Source organism: Pelodictyon clathratiforme, assembly GCF_982375515.1.
In genome coordinates this window covers 123,121-138,830 of record NZ_OZ455102.1, presented here as the reverse complement: position 1 = coordinate 138,830, position 15,710 = coordinate 123,121, and the positions used below count along the sequence as shown (strand labels likewise).

Genomic DNA, 15,710 nt, shown 5'->3' with positions numbered 1-15,710 from the left:
GTCAACATATTTATTGTCTATACTCCACACTTCCCGAATAAAAACGTCAGCTCCCTCTTTGATTAGAATCACCTTGTTTAGGCCGTAAATTCACAGCAATATTATATGCTTCTGTCAATACAGAATCCGATGACCAATATTGTTGAACCGATTTTGGAGAGTACCGAAAGAGTCGTTTTATTTCATCTGCGCATTGCGAGGCTGAGAGTTTCTTGTTACCAAAGAGCAAGTTCACTGCAGGCGTGATCTGAATTTGACCCATAGGGTGTCCGGGATTATGCTTGCTCGTTGCAATCAATGCACTCCTTATCATATTCGCTGCACAGGTTGAGTATGCCGCCTTGAGCTTAGGCAGTGCCTCAACAAGTTCTCCTCGTTTTTCCGGAGAAGTATCAAATGTGATTGTTTCCAGTTGGGACAGGATTTCAGAAAATATGAGCCGGAAATTTCCTCCATCTGATTTTACAGGACTTGACACAACAGGCTTTTCAGTCAGCTCCTGAGGTATCGACAAATGACTGACTGAAAGAATCCTGAGTTTCGGAAAGCGGTTCACCGCATGAGCAACAACTGCCTCCAACTGGCGGATATTGCCATACCAAGGATAAGCCATCATCTGAGCTATGGCCTCAGGATCAATATTACGCGGCTCCGTCTGAAGGGCATCCCTATACTTAGCTTCATAGCTGCTAACAAAATGCTCCAGCAAAGCCGGAATATCTTCTATACGTTCCCTTAATGCAGGCAACTTGACAGAGTGTTCAACGTTGATACGATCAAGAAGATCCATATGAAAATCACCCGTAACCTGAAGGTTCATGCGGTTTGTCGCCAGAACAACCAAAAGATCAACAATCCTTTTTTTGGATGACCCCATACGCTGAACTTCCCGAGTGCTGCCCAGAAGGCGAAGCAATTTGGTCTGAACAGAAGGAGGAATAGCTCCAAACTCATCAATAAACAGAGTTCCTTTATCGGCACGCTCTGCGGCACCTGCCTGGTCTGCAGATGCCCCGGAATAGGCCCCTTTGACGTGCCCGAAAAGCAGATCCTCTACCAGGGTTTCAGGACAACCCTGCAGGAAACACATCTCCAATTCGCCACTTCTCCCTGAATGTTTGTGCATATATCTGGCGAGCAGTTCCTTTCCTGTGCCTCGTTCACCAAGGATAAGGATGTTTTTCCCTCCGGCTCGTGCTTGCATCCGTGCTTCACGCAGGCATTTAAGAAGAGTCACAGAATGGCCAATGATTTCGCCGGACGGGTCTTCGACAAGACCATGATCCTTCAGAAGGGTGGCGATACGCTCTCGACCATAGTGCCGATCAATCTCATCCTTATCAAGGAACTGGCATACCGAATAATCAGCAAATCGCTTTTCTATAGGGGTTCGGTTCATCGAAGAAAGCAACACAACAGGAATATCATGCAAATCGGGCTCAGATCTTATCCTGTCAAGGATCGAGAGACCAAAATAAGAGGAAGGGTCTCTGTCTGTATCACAACCTTCAACAGTTCCTTCTGGCCTCACTTGACCAGTTATGAACTGCAAGTCAAGCATGACCATCGCCCAGCGAGGCCACTCTTTCCAGCCTTTACGAATGGCATCAATTGTTCCATCCAGATCGTTATAGACGACGCCGTTTTTCTCAATCTGTCCTCGAAAGAAAAGCGCTTCTACAATTGGAGAACCCAGCGTCTCAGGAAATGGAATATCCCCTGTAACATCCTTCATTCCAGCAAGAATACAAAAGCTGGTTCGAGGATGCATTCCATCCCCGGAATAGTGACTCCGTCCATATTGATCATCAATAATAAGGACACGTGGTAATTTTATCATACTGATACTACCTTGTCAGGAAAACTGCTGAGCAAGCGGCTAAAGTTGCCTACACAGTCAGTAAACGCTTCCAATAATTTGAGAATAAGCACAAGCTCCTGACTACCGGATAATTCCGACTGCAGGCCGGTATGATAGTAATCGGCTTTTGCCAATACTTCACGTGCTTCATCAACTCTTTCACTTATACCAGAGGGTACGAGCCAAAGCACATGAACAAGTGGAGCCAGCCAGCTCTTTGCTTCCAGTGAGCAACGATTCAACGGATCCTTTTCAAAATAGGTACGTGGCGAAAGACGATCTTCGGCTGAATTCAGCAAGGTTTCTACTTCTTCGTGCCTTCTTAACCAACTCGTCAGGTATGCCTCAAGCTCTCGGGACAAGTGACTATTTATAGTTTTATTTGCCTGCAACTGAACAATCAACGCATCAAGGTTCTTCAGATACTCATTTTTCAACCAGTCATGGTTCAAGTTAGTACGGAGTCGCTGCCAGTCACACATATTTTTCAACCCCTCAGTAATGATTGCAGCTCAAGGAATGCCTGAGCAACAAGTAGTGGATCATTCTCGATTTGCGATACTTCTGGCAGTGCGCTGAGTAGCTCTGCCGCCTTACTATTATTGAACGCAACATTACCGTCCACTCTCTTGAACATTCGCTCTAAAGTTTGAAGCAGTTGCTGTTTATGCTTTGCGTCAAACATATTCCAGTATGAAGAACCGGATACTTCTTTCCGCATTTGATTACGGCCAGCCGGGCCTGATGCTGTAAGCCGTGGATCAAGACTTTGTGCCACACAATTGCAGCGTAATACTTCGCCCCATTTCATTTCTTTTATCGCCGTCCGAATTTCCTCGGTCGAATCATTAACCTCGAGCGAAAAACCATCGTCATTATTTCCGTCAGGCCCGCACAGCACAACAAGGTATCCTTGACAGAGAACTGAAAAAGAATAGAGTAATTGATAAGCTGTTGACTGCGATATAAAAAGTGAATGAAGTTCTTCCGGATAACTCTGAATATCTTCACGGTAAACTGCATCAGCCTCTTTAAGACCCATGCAGTAAAATGCTTGAAGTATCTTTATGGCATATTGCTGATTCCTGCAAAGTTCAAGCTCCTGGTTTCGAGCATACAGCACAAAGGTAACATGAGACTCATCGAAATGCTTCCACAGTTCATGTTGAGCTGACTCAAGTGCTGACCGCCCCCCCTCTGAAACGACCAGAAGAATTCGACATCGCTCAAAATCCGGAGTTCGAATGTTCCAAAGTTGCCGCTCTATTTTAAGCTCATCACTGTTATAGTGGATAACAGTATAGTGGACCCCGAATTTTAGACAGTGGTTTAAGTTGTTAACTTGCCCCAAAAAGGAGCAGGTAATGACAAAAAGGACACGAAAAAATTTCAGCAGTGACTTTAAGGCCAAGGTGGCACTTGAGGCTATTCAAGGGGTCAAGACGCTGAATGAAATCGGTCAGGAATTTGGAGTACACCCCGTTCAGGTCGGTAAGTGGAAGAAAGAGTTGCAGGAACAGGCATCAAGCTTGTTTGAAGCCAAACGGGGTCCAAAACCAGTTGAACCGGCTGCAGATCCTGAAAAGCTTTATACGGAAATCGGGCGGTTAAAGGTCGAGCTGGATTGGCTTAAAAAAAAGTCCGGACTGTCCCTATGAGTGTGCGCAGATGGTGGGTCAGCGACAAAGAGCCATTGCCGGTGGCAAAGCAATGCGTCCTTGTGTCCGTTAATCGTTCGACGATATATTTGCCGTCTATCGTGTTGTTTCCTGATGCAGAAGACTTGCAGTTGCTTGAACTGATTGACAAGGAGTACACCAAGCATCCATTTTATGGTAGTCGTAAAATCATGCACTATCTTCGTAGCGAGGGTTACCAGATCAACCGGAAACGGGTTCAGCGGCTTATGCGAAGGTTGGGTCTGGCCGGTATGGCACCGGGCCCCAACACCAGCAAACCGCATCCGGAGCACAAGATCTACCCCTATCTCTTGCGGGGAGTTGATGTCACAAAACCCAACCAAGTCTGGTCGACTGACATCACCTATATTCGCCTTCCAAAGGGCTTTATGTATCTGGTGGCAGTCATCGACTGGTATTCCCGGAAAGTACTCTCCTGGCGATTATCGAACTCGATGGAAAGCACCTTTTGCGTTGACTGTCTGCAAGAAGCGTTACGAAAATACGGGACACCCGATATCTTCAACACCGATCAAGGCGCCCAGTTTACGAGTGCCGCCTTTGTCGGAGCGCTCACGGAGCACCCATCCATCAGTATTAGCATGGATGGACGTGGCCGAGCACTGGACAACATCTTTGTCGAACGACTCTGGAGGAGTGTCAAATATGAGGATATATATCTCAAAGGTTACTCCACCGCAGCAGAATTACAGTGCGGATTAAAGGAATATTTTGTATTGTTCAACGTTGAAAGGCAGCATCAGTCGTTGGGCTACAGTACGCCAGATAAGGTTTACCGGACAGCCGTTGGAGGTGGTGCAAGAATAGTTGACAAGTATAACAAGAACAAGCAGACAGAAGAGTTAAAGGTAAAAGAGGGGCAGCGCCTTTCCGCTGCATGAACAGGTCAGGTTACCAACTTAAACTCAGCCACTTTTTGTCCACCGGTTGGGGTCCACTTCAGATGTCGCTCGCGTGTCATGGTCGCGATAAGGTCGGCAAGCAAAGCAGCGCTACCAAATTGCCAGTTCATGTTACTTCTTGCTTGACCAGTCCACTCTGTGGGTTCACGTAATGCACGCGACTTGTGCGCTATGTTCCAATCCATTGTAACGTCGCCTGTAACGACAACTGTAAAGGTGCTTTTTTGTTCCTGCATCACATGTAATAAAGAGGTTCTTAAAACCAATGGCGATCCCTAAGCGGCTGCACTCAAAAAAATATTTTATAAAATCTCAATTCATCCAAAAGAACATTATCCCATAATAAGTAAAAGTTTATTAAAACGTATTAGCATCGTGTTCAAAAGATGCTAAATTGCTAATAGCGTCTCTGATTTCAAGCTTTTGACGCTTTTTTACAAACGGGATTAGCAGGCAATTTAGTCCGTTTCGTGAGCAGACCCCAAGATACCTTCGTTGGTTGCGGCTTCACCGGCATACAGATAACTTGACACCGTGGAATTACTGCGTTCTTGTTGTTCATGACCAGCATAGAGCACCACTTTTTTCACGACACGTTCACCAAAAATAGCAGCAACTTTATTGAGTTGTATGAAACTCTCCTGATTAATCGTCTGCGATGACTTGATTTCGAAGAGCCTTATCATATTACCCGCTTCCAGCAGAACATCAACTTCCAGTCCACTGCTGTCGCGATAAAAATGAAGATTTGCTGCCAGGCCATCATTGATGCGAGCCTTGAGCATTTCAAGAACCACCAGATTTTCAAACAGCGATCCTCGCAAGGGATGAGCTTGCAGATGTGACTCCTGTGTTATTCCGATCAGCCAGGAAGCCAAACCTACATCGTAAAAATAGAGTTTTGGCGACTTTGTCAATCGTTTTCCGACATTGGCAAACCACGGGGGAAGTAAAAAAACAATATAGGAGGCCTCAAGCAGGGTAAGCCAGCTTTTTGCTGTCACACTTGAAACCCCGGCATCAGCAGCAAGAGACTGCAGATTGAGCAGTTGTCCCACTCTTCCTGCTGCCAGGCGGACAAAGTTTTCAAATTGCCGGATTGAGCGTAATTGTATCAAATCCCGCAAATCGCGTTCAACATAGGTGGCAAAATAATCTCCGAGCATGACTGCCGGATCAAGGTGATCTGCATGAATACGCGGATAGCCACCAGCGAACAGGAGATGACGCGTAATCATTATATGCAATAGTAAAGTTTGACTTTACTATTGCATAAAGCCAAGCAAAAAACAAGTAAATTAACACCTGCGAAATGGGAGGGGCTTCAGGTTCATCGCTGCGCTTGGTGACGTAGCAAAGGCTTGTGGCATGGCGCAAATAGCTAAAGAAGCGGCTCTTGGCAGAGAAAGCCTCTACAAGGCGTTACGTCAGGGCGCTCATCCTCGCTTTGAAACGATCAATGCCGTCCTTCGTGCCCTTGGCTTGAAAATCGCGGTTGTTTCGGCTCGCCCGTCTTGATTTATGAGGCTTTCATTAACTTCACTCTCTCTCGCCGGAGTTGTAAAGCAAGTTCACGAAGTATTGTGCCCGGCGAGGAGTAACCGTGTTCAAGGTTGTTGGGGTTACTTCTCAGGCAGTCTATACCTGTATTATCCGGAAATCCGGAAAAGAAACCAACAATCATTGCCAGCATGAACGGGCTCTGTGTACACTCGTTGCGGTCAAAAGCGGCAACTCATGCGCTGGAACATGGAGCTGATATCGCCAACACTCTGAACGTTAACCTTCTGAATAATGAAATCCTACCACAAGGAACTCTGGCTCCAGATACCTGCAAGAATGGATTTTGTCAATATCACCGGTGACGTTGAGCGGCTGTTCAGGAGAAATGGAGCAGTTCGTGGACGATGACATAGTCCCAGAGCTCAGGATCGAGGGCACGCCTGACCACCTGCTCCAGCGCGCCGGTCTGGTGCTGACGCAGGATATATTTGTTCAGCTCCTCGTCCTTCTCGGCAAAGAGGATGTACTCCTTCAGGAAGTCGAGCACCTGCGGGATGGCGCAGGGGCTCCAGTCTCAGGGCTGACTCTATTTTATCCCGTTGCTCTGGATTGACGCGCGACTCGCTGGCATAATACTGCCATTGCGCCACAACGTTTCTCACTTCATCAATAATCGTTTCCGCACGCCCGCGCTTCATGGATGCGCTCTTTGCATAAGCTTTGAAATCCTCCAGACTAAATCCACTCGGCTTGCCATTCATCGTCATTTGATGACTCGATGGGCTTTACCCATTCGCTGGAAAACAAGTTACCGCAGCACTCGAATTTCCATCGACTCTGGCCGTGTCCGTGGTCAAGCCTGATTTCAGCTACAGTTTGCTCTTTTCCAGAATACTCTGGTTTATATTCCGTAATTTATGTTCATCGATTCCATATTTTACGTTTATTGATTCCATATTTTACGACCCCGAATACCAATGAATAAAGCTTCTCATTACTCTCGCCTGATTGAAATGCGCATTGCTGAAGCGTTGGCCGACACTCCCGTGGTTTTGGTTGCAGGGCCGCGTCAGGCAGGCAAAACAACCCTGGTGCGACAAATGGCAATCGAAGGGATGCGCTATCTCACACTTGATGACGAGTTGACGTTGTTGTCTGCCAGAAATGATCCGGTCGGGATGATTCGCAGCCTTGATTGTGCTGTCATTGATGAAATCCAGCGTGCGCCTCAACTGCTGCTTGCTATCAAAAAGAGTGTTGATGAGGATCGGCGCCCCGGGCGGTTCTTGCTTACCGGATCAGCGAACTTGATGGTACTGCCTGCGGTAGCGGATTCTCTGGCTGGCCGCATGGAGACGCTCACCTTGCTGCCGCTGTCGCAAAGCGAGTTGCATGGGAGTACGGCGAATTGGATCGATGCGGCTTTTGCAGGCAGGCTGCTCAAGGTCACCATGCCGGTGACAGGTGATGAATTGTGCGAGGTTGTTTTGCGGGGCGGCTATCCTGAAGCGATTTCCCGCACCGATGCACGCAGGCGTACGGTGTGGGCGCGCCAGTACCTTAATGCCATCATTCAACGCGATGTCCGCGATGTGGCCAGCATCGACAAGCTCGATCAATTGCCAAGGTTTTTGCGCATCCTGGCTGAAATATCAGGTCAGATGTGTAATTACACCAAACTGGGTGGTCAGGTCGGTTTGGACAGCAAGACGGCTTCACGCTATACAGGAGTGCTGGAACAGATGTATTTGCTTAAGCGCATTGAGGTCTGGGCCAGGAATCGACTCAAGCGTGTTGTCAAAACCCCCAAGTTGCAGTTTATTGATGCCGGTTTGCTGGCCACATTGCTTGATCTTGGTGCTACCGAAGTGCAGCAAGATCGCAGCCGGTTTGGCAAAATTCTGGAAACCTTCGTCTATAGTGAACTGCTCAAGCACAGCTCTACGGCGGAAGGCGATTATAAACTGCTCTACTACCGTGACCTTGACATGTTTGAAGTGGATATGGTGATCGAAAACGCTTCCGGCCAACTGATTGGTGTTGAGGTAAAAGCCTCTGCCACCGTCAATGCTGGTGATTTACGCGGTCTGAAAAAGCTGGCAAGTGTAGCAGGCGGCCTCTTCAAAATGGGTATTCTGCTTTATGATGGGACAGAAACCATGCCACTGGGTGATGGCCTGTGGGCGGCTCCATTGTCGACATTATGGGGCCAATAATTTAAGGTTAGCGACCCCGATTTTAAAGAGACTTTTGCACAAAACAAGCTCGAACAGCGTCGCTGCCTTTTGATGAAAATGGCAAAGAGCTCGGTATCGTTTCGTCTCCTTGCCGGAACTCTCACTGCACATCGTCGAATTTGCCCGTGAACATGGACGCATAACAATAGGAGAAGCTGTCAAGTTGACTGGCGTCAGCCGCAACACCTTGAAAGGACACTTCCGAACCCTGGTCGAACGCGGTCACCTTATCCGGCACGGCAGTGGGCGTGGTGTCTGGTACGAACTGAGATAGCACCTTACTCTTTCCTGGCATGCAACATGCTTTTAATCTCCTGCAGTTCATCCATCACCTTCCGGCTTGTCACGCTGCTTTTGTAACTCATCAGAATGAGTTTCACGGAAACCAGGAACACACCTGCCTCCATGAGTATGTCATGCGTCAGCCCTTTCACAAAGAGCGCAATGGTGAACAACACAAAGGTAATAACGATGACGATGACTGTCGGCAGATCAAAATGATTGTTCATTGCACTTCACTTCATTGAATTATTCGAGTAATAAACCCACAGAGCCAGTCCTCTAATATACCGTAAACAGACGCGATCCGGAATCCCACTCTTCCTCAACAAGATCAAAGTTGTTTTCGATGCCCTGTACCATAAGCTGATACAGCGTACTGCACGCATCACGACACGGTGTCGCAATTCATGTCGCGATAGCATCTACACCTTCTCTTTTGTTAATAAATCACGACATCGTGTCGCGATTTATGTCGCGATAGCTACAACGCCTTCACTTTTATTAATGAATAACGACATTAAGTATTCCGATTTCATAGCCAGTTGCGAATGAGATCATCAGGGTGGTATGGAGGCGTCGGTGGATTTCTTCTTCATACGCCGACTCCCTGTTACCTGAGGATATTCCGCAGGGCTTCGTCGGTTTCTCTTGCCTCCAGCTCGATGGCGTTCAGCTCTTCGGCGATCTCGCATTTCACAAGAAGGCCGCCGGAACCGGTGCAGGGATCGTAGATCTCCATGCCCGGTTCCGGCGCAAGCACGCGTGGCATGATGGTGGCAACTTCGGAACAGTAGTCATTCGAAACGGGCAGGGAAAAAATCGCAGAAACAATTTGCATAAAAGAACGATCGTTCTTAAATTCGATCAAAGAGAACACATTATGTCAAGACCGAAAAAAGTCACCGACTCTGAAATACTCGATGCAATCGAGCGGGTTGTTGTCAAGCATGGTGCATCCCGCCTCTCCATCGATGCTGTGGCTCAGGAGGCAGGAATCAGCAAATCGAGGGTGGTTTACGACTACAAATCCAAGACCGCCCTGCTCGAAGCTCTGATCGACCGGCAGTTTGAGCGCGATACGGCACGCATCGAATCAGCGCTTGTCGAGTGCGCCGACACCCCTCACCCCGAACTTTTCGCACGTCTCAAAATTGCCGAGCGTGCCTTGGATGATACGGAACGCGCTGTCTCCATGGCTATCACATCCTCCATGTCGAGCGAGGAGTCGCTTCGGCAGCGGATGCTGAAGTGGATAGAGCGGGACTTGCTTGCCATGGATAGCGGAGCGAAGCCTGAAGCGGCCCGCATGGCCTATTTTGCCTTTATAGGATTCAGTTGCCACGAGTGGTTCGGCCTTGTCGACAGAAGCGACGAGGAGCGTCTGCCCTTCCTGGAACAGATCCGGAAGATGTATATCGGTTATCCTGAAAGCCATCCGACAACCACACCAAACCCATAAAAGGATACGTTATCAATGATGAAAAGGTCTTATATCATCGCCGGTTTGCTTGTCACCCTGATTGCCGGCTGGTTCCTGTGGCCGAAGGGAGCGTCAGAGCAGCGTCAGGATTCCGGCATGAAACCGGAGGTCAGTGTCGTGACCATGAAACCCGAGCTCCTCGTCTTGACAAAAGAGCTGCCGGGGCGGACTTCGGCTGTACGTATGGCCGAGATTCGGCCGCAGGTGAGTGGCATTGTTACGAAGCGCTTCTTCGTGGAAGGAAGCCTTGTTCAACAGGGTCAGCAACTCTACCAGATCGACCCCGCGACCTACAAGGCAGCCTGTAACAGTGCAAAAGCGAGCCTCAGCAAAGCCGAGGCCAACGTGATATCGCTCCAGGCCAAAGCAGGCCGCTACGAAGAGCTGGTCAAAATCGGTGGCGTCAGCCAGCAGGAGTATGACGATGCGAAAGCGAGCCTTGCCCAGGCGAGGGCAGATGTCGCCATGGCCAGATCCGAAGTTGCTGCGGCGGCTATCAATCTCGACTACACCAGAGTCATGTCTCCGATTTCCGGGCGCATCGGCCAATCGAAGGTGACTGAGGGGGCTCTGGTCAATGCCAATCAGGCCGACCCCCTTGCTGTGGTGCAACAGCTCGACCAGATCTATGTGGACGTCTCCCAGTCGAGCGGGGAGCTGATACAACTGCGACAGCGCCATCAGGGCCAGGTGGGCGATTCCAGCGCCGGGAGCGCTCCTATCGAGCTTCTGGTGGATGGAAAACCCAAAGGAGAACCCGGCACGCTGAAGTTTTCGGATGTAACGGTCAACCCGAGCACCGGTACGGTGCTGCTGCGCATATTGTTCACCAACCCCGGCAATGAAATCCTCCCCGGCATGTTCGTTCATGCACGTCTTGAACAGTGGAGAGAGGAGAATGCGATCCTCGTGCCGCAAAAATCGGTCAGCAGGAGTGCGGACGGGTCGGTTTCGGTCTGGGTTGTCGGGCCGGACGGCAAGGCAAACCCTCGCCCGATCATCGTTACGGAGGTTGTCGGAGAGAGGTGGCTTGTGAGCAGCGGACTCAAAGCAGGCGAAAAGGTCGTGTACGAAGGCATCATGAAAATCCAGCCCGGCATGGCGGTCAAAACCGTCGAGGCTGCACTGCCACCCGTACCGGCGAGATAATTCATTACATTTCAACGCACCAATACCATGTCCGGATTTTTTATAGAGCGACCCGTCTTTGCCTGGGTGATCTCCATCTGCATCATGCTCGGAGGAATCATCGCCATCAATACCCTGCCGGTTGAGCAATATCCGCGCATCGCGGCGCCGACCATCAACGTCAGCGCCACCTATCCCGGCGCATCTGCCGAAGCGGTTGAAAACAGCGTGACGCAGGTTATTGAACAGGCTCTCACCGGTATCGACCATCTCCGCTACTTCAGCGCCGGGAGCGATTCGAACGGCAACGTCACCATCACGGTGACCTTCGAGCCCGAAGCTAACCCCGATATTGCCCAGGTGCAGGTGCAGAACAAGTTGCAGTCGATCATGTCGAACCTTCCCCAACAGGTGCAGCAGCAGGGCATCAAGGTGACCAAGGGAGATACCGGCTTTCTGATGGTCGTGGGCGTCTATTCGGACGATCCCCGGATCGATGAATATGCGATGAACGATTTCATCAACTCGAAACTCCTCGATCCGCTGAGTCGCGTACCCGGCGTCGGGAACATCCAGGTATTCGGGCAGCCCTACTCGATGCGGATCTGGCTTGATCCCCACCGGATGGCGAGCTTCAACCTCACCACCACCGAGGTACAGGCAGCTATCACGGCACAGAATGCCGATGTCTCTGCCGGGCAGTTGGGAGGTACACCCTCGGTTCCGGGCCAGCAACTGAATGCCACCATTACAGCGCAGTCGCGCCTGAAGAGCGTCGGGGATTTCGAAAAGATCATGCTGAAGGTCAATAGCGACGGCTCGCAGATCCGCCTCAGGGATGTGGCCCGCGTCGAACTCGGTGTGCAGAACTACGACATGACCACGCGCTTCAACGGCAAACCGGCTGCCGGCATGGCCATCACCCTGGCGACCGGGGCAAATGCCCTGAACACCGCCACTCTTGTCAAAGCGAAAATGAGCGCCCTGAAGCCGCTTCTCCCGCCGGGTGTGCAGATCGTCTACCCATTCGACACGACACCATTCGTCAAGACATCGATCGAAGGGGTTGTTCATACCCTGATTGTGGCAGTCATCCTCGTCTTCCTGGTCATGTTCCTGTTTCTCCAGAACTTCCGGGCCACACTGGTACCCACCATCGCGGTTCCGGTTGTGCTGCTCGGTACCTTCGGGGTGATGTCGATGTTCGGCTTCTCCATCAACACCCTCAGCATGTTCGCCATGGTCCTCGCCATCGGATTGCTTGTCGATGACGCCATTGTCGTGGTTGAGAACGTCGAACGCATCATGGAAGAGGAGCGACTCTCCCCGCTGGAGGCGACCAGGAAATCGATGAAGCAAATATCGAGCGCACTGATCGGTATCGCCCTTGTGCTCTCGGCCGTCTTCGTGCCGATGGCCTTCTTCAAAGGCTCCACGGGGACCATCTACCGCCAGTTCTCGATCACCATCGTCTCGGCGATGCTGCTCTCGGTGCTGGTTGCGCTGATCCTGACACCGGCTCTCTGCGCCAGCCTCCTCAAGCCGGTCAGAGCGGATGGCCATCTCTACGGTGCTGGCCCTCTCGGGCGCTTTTTCGCCTGGTTCAACGGCATGTTCAACCATAACCGGGAACGCTATGTCAACGGCGCCCGTGTTATGACGGAACGGGTCAAGCGCTCGCTGCTCGCTTTTATGCTGATCGTGGTGCTGCTTGGGATCGTTTTGACGCGCATCCCGACCTCGTTTCTGCCGGACGAAGATCAAGGCTTCCTCTTCGTCCAGCTTTCCACCCCATCCGGAGCGACCAAGGAGCGGACACTCGAAAGCGTGAAGAGGATGGAACGCTACCTCCTCAATCAGGAAAAAGAGAGCATCGAAAGCATCTTCAGCGTCACCGGTTTCAGTTTCGCGGGTCAGGGCCAGAACTCGGCCATGGGTTTCGTCCAGCTCAGGGACTGGTCGAAACGCAAGAACAAGGGTCAGGATGTTGCCTCGATCGCCGGAAGAACCATGGGCGCCCTGTCGAGCGTGAAGGATGCCATGATCTTTGCATTTTACCCGCCAGCCGTCATGGAGCTCGGCAACGCCTCGGGTTTCGACCTTCAGCTTTTAGACCGGACCGGCAAGGGTCATGAGGCTCTCATGGCCGCCCGGAACCAACTGCTCGGAATGGCTGCGAAGAACCCCTCCCTGAGCGGCGTGCGTCCCAATGGCCTTGAAGATGTGCCACAATTCAAAATCGATATCGACCACGAACAGGCAAGCGCCTTCGGGGTATCGATCGCCGACATCAACTCGACGCTGCAGACCGCCTGGGGTTCATCTTATGTGAACGATTTCGTGCATGAGGGGCGCATCAAGAAGGTGTTCATGCAGGGAGACGCGCCGTACCGCATGAACCCGGGGGACGTCAACATCTGGCACGTCCGGAACTCCAGTGGTGACATGGTTCCCTTCTCATCGTTTTCCTCGGGGCGGTGGAGCTTCGGCTCACCCAAGCTCGAACGGTTTAACGGCATCTCGTCGGTCAATATCCAGGGAGCCCCGGCGCCAGGCGTAAGCTCGGGCGATGCCATGGCCATCATGGCAAACCTGGCGGAGAAACTCCCTGAAGGTTTCGGCGTCGAATGGACCGGCCTCTCCTACGAAGAGCGTGCTGCAGGCCAGCAAACGCTGCTGCTCTACACGCTCTCCCTGCTTTTCGTCTTTCTTTGTCTGGCAGCTCTTTACGAAAGCTGGAGCGTGCCGATTGCCGTCATGCTGGTAGTCCCGCTCGGGGTCCTCGGCACCGTTCTGGCAACATTTCTCTCAGGCCTTTCAAACGACGTCTTCTTCAAGGTCGGCCTGTTGACAACTGTTGGCCTGACGGCGAAAAATGCCATCCTCATCGTGGAGTTCGCCAAAACGCTCTACGAAAGCGGAATGAGCCTGCAGGAGGCGGTACTCTCTGCAGCAAGTCAGCGACTTCGACCGATCATCATGACCTCCATGGCATTCATCCTTGGTGTCACGCCGCTCGCCTTCTCCTCCGGAGCAGGATCGGCAAGCCAGCACGCCATCGGCATCGGCGTAATCGGAGGCATGTTGTCCGGTACGGTACTGACGATCTTCTTTGTGCCGCTCTTCTTCATCCTCGTACAATCCCGGTTTGCCCGAAAGAGGGTAACCGACACCGCAGTAACCCAAAACAAACAAGGGATCGAACCATGAACACTAAACTGCTGATTCCTTTATGCCTGGCAGCAACCACCCTGACGGCCTGTTCGCTTGCGCCAACCTATGTTCGCCCAACGGCACCCGTCACCAAGGAGTGGCCGGTTGCTTCCGCTGCACCGCAATCCGTGGAAGAGTCGCATACCGCCGATATCGGATGGCGGAGCATGTTCAGGTCGCCAAAACTGCAAAGCCTTATCGAAGCATCCCTTGCCAACAACCGCGACCTGAGAATAGCCGCCCTCAACATCGAAGCGGCCCGCCACACCTGGCGCATCCAGCGTTCGGATCTCCTGCCATCGATCAATTCCTCGGGAAACTACACCCGACAGCAGTTGTCAACAAGCATGAGCGGCACCGGAAAAACGGAAATCACATCAACATATAGCGCTGGCATCGGCACGACGGCTTATGAACTTGATCTTTTCGGTCGTGTACGCAGTCTCAGTAATCGCGCCATCAACCAGTATCTCGCTACCGAAGAGGGGCGCAAAGCCGCCCAGACAAGCCTGGTCGCTGAAGTTGCCAACGCCTATCTCACCTATCTTGCCGATGTTGAACTGCTGCGACTGACTGAAAGCACGCTCAAAACAAGGCAGGATGCCTGCGATCTCATCAAACGCAGCTTCGATCTCGGGGCAAAGTCACGACTCGATGTGGCACAGTCCGCAACACTGGTCGAATCGGCCCGGGCCAGCCGTGCGCAATATCAACGTCATGTGGAACAGGACAAGAACGCCCTGACCCTGCTGGTCGGAAAGGAGATCGATCCGACGCTCCTCGAACCCCAACCCCTGGCCGATGTTGAGGTGATGGAGAGACTCCCCGTCGGCATTCCCTCCGTCGTCCTGCTCGATCGACCGGACGTACGGCAGGCGGAATACGCACTGAAGGCAGAAAATGCCAACATCGGAGCCGCACGGGCCTCATTCTTCCCCAGCATAAGCCTTACCGGTTCCGCCGGATTCGCCAGCGCCAGCTTGTCGGATCTCTTCGAAGCCGGGTCGAGCGGTGTCTGGAGCTTCGCCCCACAGGTAACGCTCCCGATCTTCCAGGGAGGCCGGTTGCGCTCCAACCTCAAACTGGCTGAAACAAACAGGGATATTGCCGTCACCCGATATGAAAAAGCTATCCAGAGTGCCTTCCGGGAGGTCGCCGATGCACTGGTCGCCCGTGCTACCTACACCGAACAATTGCAGGCCCAGCAAGCTCTGGTCAAAGAGAGCGATCAAGCCTGCACCATCACAAAAGCGCGTTACGACCATGGCATCGACAGCTCTTTCGCCCTGCTTGACGCCCAACGCTCCCTCTTCGAGGCTCAGCAGAACGAAATCCTGATCCATCAACAGACTCTTGCCAACCTGATCGACCTCTACAAAGCCCTTGGGGGCGGGTGGCAATAAC

Annotated in this window: 16 protein-coding genes; 9 read left to right on the top strand and 7 right to left on the bottom strand. The window is 51.6% G+C overall.

All coding sequences use genetic code 11. The features are described from left to right. Positions 1-46 precede the first annotated feature (46 nt). The 3 genes from AC56AD_RS00650 to AC56AD_RS00640 are packed head-to-tail and all read right to left on the bottom strand — an operon-like array spanning position 47 to position 2,903. Positions 47-1,840, bottom strand: a complete 1,794-nt coding sequence (locus AC56AD_RS00650) for a sigma-54-dependent transcriptional regulator (protein WP_012506984.1) — start codon at positions 1,838-1,840, stop codon at positions 47-49. Next, positions 1,837-2,298 carry a hypothetical protein gene (locus tag AC56AD_RS00645; protein WP_190274009.1) on the bottom strand — a complete coding sequence of 154 codons (462 nt, stop codon included), beginning with the start codon at positions 2,296-2,298 and terminating at the stop codon, positions 1,837-1,839. Before AC56AD_RS00645 ends, AC56AD_RS00650 begins: the two co-directional genes overlap by 4 nt. 50 nt (positions 2,299-2,348) lie before the next feature. Next, positions 2,349-2,903 carry a hypothetical protein gene (locus AC56AD_RS00640; protein WP_150085535.1) on the bottom strand — a complete coding sequence of 185 codons (555 nt, stop codon included), beginning with the start codon at positions 2,901-2,903 and terminating at the stop codon, positions 2,349-2,351. Between the two features lie 322 nt (positions 2,904-3,225). Between AC56AD_RS00640 and AC56AD_RS00635 the strand changes: the two genes are divergently transcribed. Beyond that, positions 3,226-4,442, top strand: a protein-coding gene (locus AC56AD_RS00635) for an IS3 family transposase (RefSeq protein ID WP_150085534.1) whose coding sequence is annotated in 2 segments (ribosomal slippage) — positions 3,226-3,502 and positions 3,502-4,442 — 1,218 coding nt in all. Because the reading frame shifts where the segments join, the coding sequence is not laid out codon by codon here. 5 nt (positions 4,443-4,447) lie between these two features. On the opposite strand, the gene AC56AD_RS00630 is transcribed toward AC56AD_RS00635, so the two are convergent. Both AC56AD_RS00630 and AC56AD_RS00625 read right to left on the bottom strand, forming a co-directional pair. Continuing rightward, positions 4,448-4,699 (bottom strand): hypothetical protein, encoded by a 252-nt coding sequence (locus tag AC56AD_RS00630; protein WP_012506979.1) that lies wholly within the window; start codon positions 4,697-4,699, stop codon positions 4,448-4,450. A gap of 222 nt (positions 4,700-4,921) precedes the next feature. After that, positions 4,922-5,701 carry an ATP-binding protein gene (locus tag AC56AD_RS00625; protein ID WP_012506978.1) on the bottom strand — a complete coding sequence of 260 codons (780 nt, stop codon included), beginning with the start codon at positions 5,699-5,701 and terminating at the stop codon, positions 4,922-4,924. Between the two features lie 130 nt (positions 5,702-5,831). Between AC56AD_RS00625 and AC56AD_RS00620 the strand changes: the two genes are divergently transcribed. From AC56AD_RS00620 to AC56AD_RS00605, 4 genes are all read left to right on the top strand, one after another. Continuing rightward, positions 5,832-5,981: an addiction module antidote protein gene (locus AC56AD_RS00620; protein ID WP_083765294.1), complete on the top strand. Its 150-nt coding sequence runs from the start codon at positions 5,832-5,834 to the stop codon at positions 5,979-5,981. Positions 5,982-6,363: 382 nt separating this feature from the next. Next, complete coding sequence (locus tag AC56AD_RS00615; protein WP_150085533.1) at positions 6,364-6,579, top strand: hypothetical protein; 216 nt, start codon at positions 6,364-6,366, stop codon at positions 6,577-6,579. A 364-nt stretch (positions 6,580-6,943) separates the two neighbouring features. Next, positions 6,944-8,182 carry an ATP-binding protein gene (locus AC56AD_RS00610; protein ID WP_012506977.1) on the top strand — a complete coding sequence of 413 codons (1,239 nt, stop codon included), beginning with the start codon at positions 6,944-6,946 and terminating at the stop codon, positions 8,180-8,182. Positions 8,183-8,291: 109 nt separating this feature from the next. Continuing rightward, the gene (locus AC56AD_RS00605; RefSeq protein WP_083765293.1) at positions 8,292-8,477 is read left to right on the top strand and encodes a DUF977 family protein; all 186 of its coding nucleotides are present in this window, start codon (positions 8,292-8,294) and stop codon (positions 8,475-8,477) included. Positions 8,478-8,481: 4 nt separating this feature from the next. Here AC56AD_RS00605 and AC56AD_RS00600 read toward each other — a convergent pair whose 3' ends face one another. Both AC56AD_RS00600 and AC56AD_RS00595 read right to left on the bottom strand, forming a co-directional pair. Then, complete coding sequence (locus AC56AD_RS00600) at positions 8,482-8,712, bottom strand: hypothetical protein (RefSeq protein WP_012506976.1); 231 nt, start codon at positions 8,710-8,712, stop codon at positions 8,482-8,484. 383 nt (positions 8,713-9,095) lie between these two features. Then, the gene (locus tag AC56AD_RS00595; RefSeq protein ID WP_041526364.1) at positions 9,096-9,323 is read right to left on the bottom strand and encodes an N-6 DNA methylase; all 228 of its coding nucleotides are present in this window, start codon (positions 9,321-9,323) and stop codon (positions 9,096-9,098) included. Between the two features lie 42 nt (positions 9,324-9,365). Here AC56AD_RS00595 and AC56AD_RS00590 point away from each other — a divergent pair, with 42 nt between their 5' ends. From AC56AD_RS00590 to AC56AD_RS00575, 4 genes are read left to right on the top strand one after another with little or no spacing between them, the layout of a single operon-like run. Further along, positions 9,366-9,944 (top strand): TetR/AcrR family transcriptional regulator, encoded by a 579-nt coding sequence (locus AC56AD_RS00590; RefSeq protein WP_041526363.1) that lies wholly within the window; start codon positions 9,366-9,368, stop codon positions 9,942-9,944. A 15-nt stretch (positions 9,945-9,959) separates the two neighbouring features. Then, positions 9,960-11,114, top strand: coding sequence for an efflux RND transporter periplasmic adaptor subunit (locus tag AC56AD_RS00585; protein WP_012506974.1), 1,155 nt, complete (start codon positions 9,960-9,962; stop codon positions 11,112-11,114). 27 nt (positions 11,115-11,141) lie between these two features. After that, positions 11,142-14,303, top strand: a complete 3,162-nt coding sequence (locus AC56AD_RS00580; protein ID WP_012506973.1) for an efflux RND transporter permease subunit — start codon at positions 11,142-11,144, stop codon at positions 14,301-14,303. Beyond that, positions 14,300-15,709, top strand: a complete 1,410-nt coding sequence (locus AC56AD_RS00575; protein WP_012506972.1) for an efflux transporter outer membrane subunit — start codon at positions 14,300-14,302, stop codon at positions 15,707-15,709. Before AC56AD_RS00580 ends, AC56AD_RS00575 begins: the two co-directional genes overlap by 4 nt. Position 15,710: the final 1 nt, after the last annotated feature.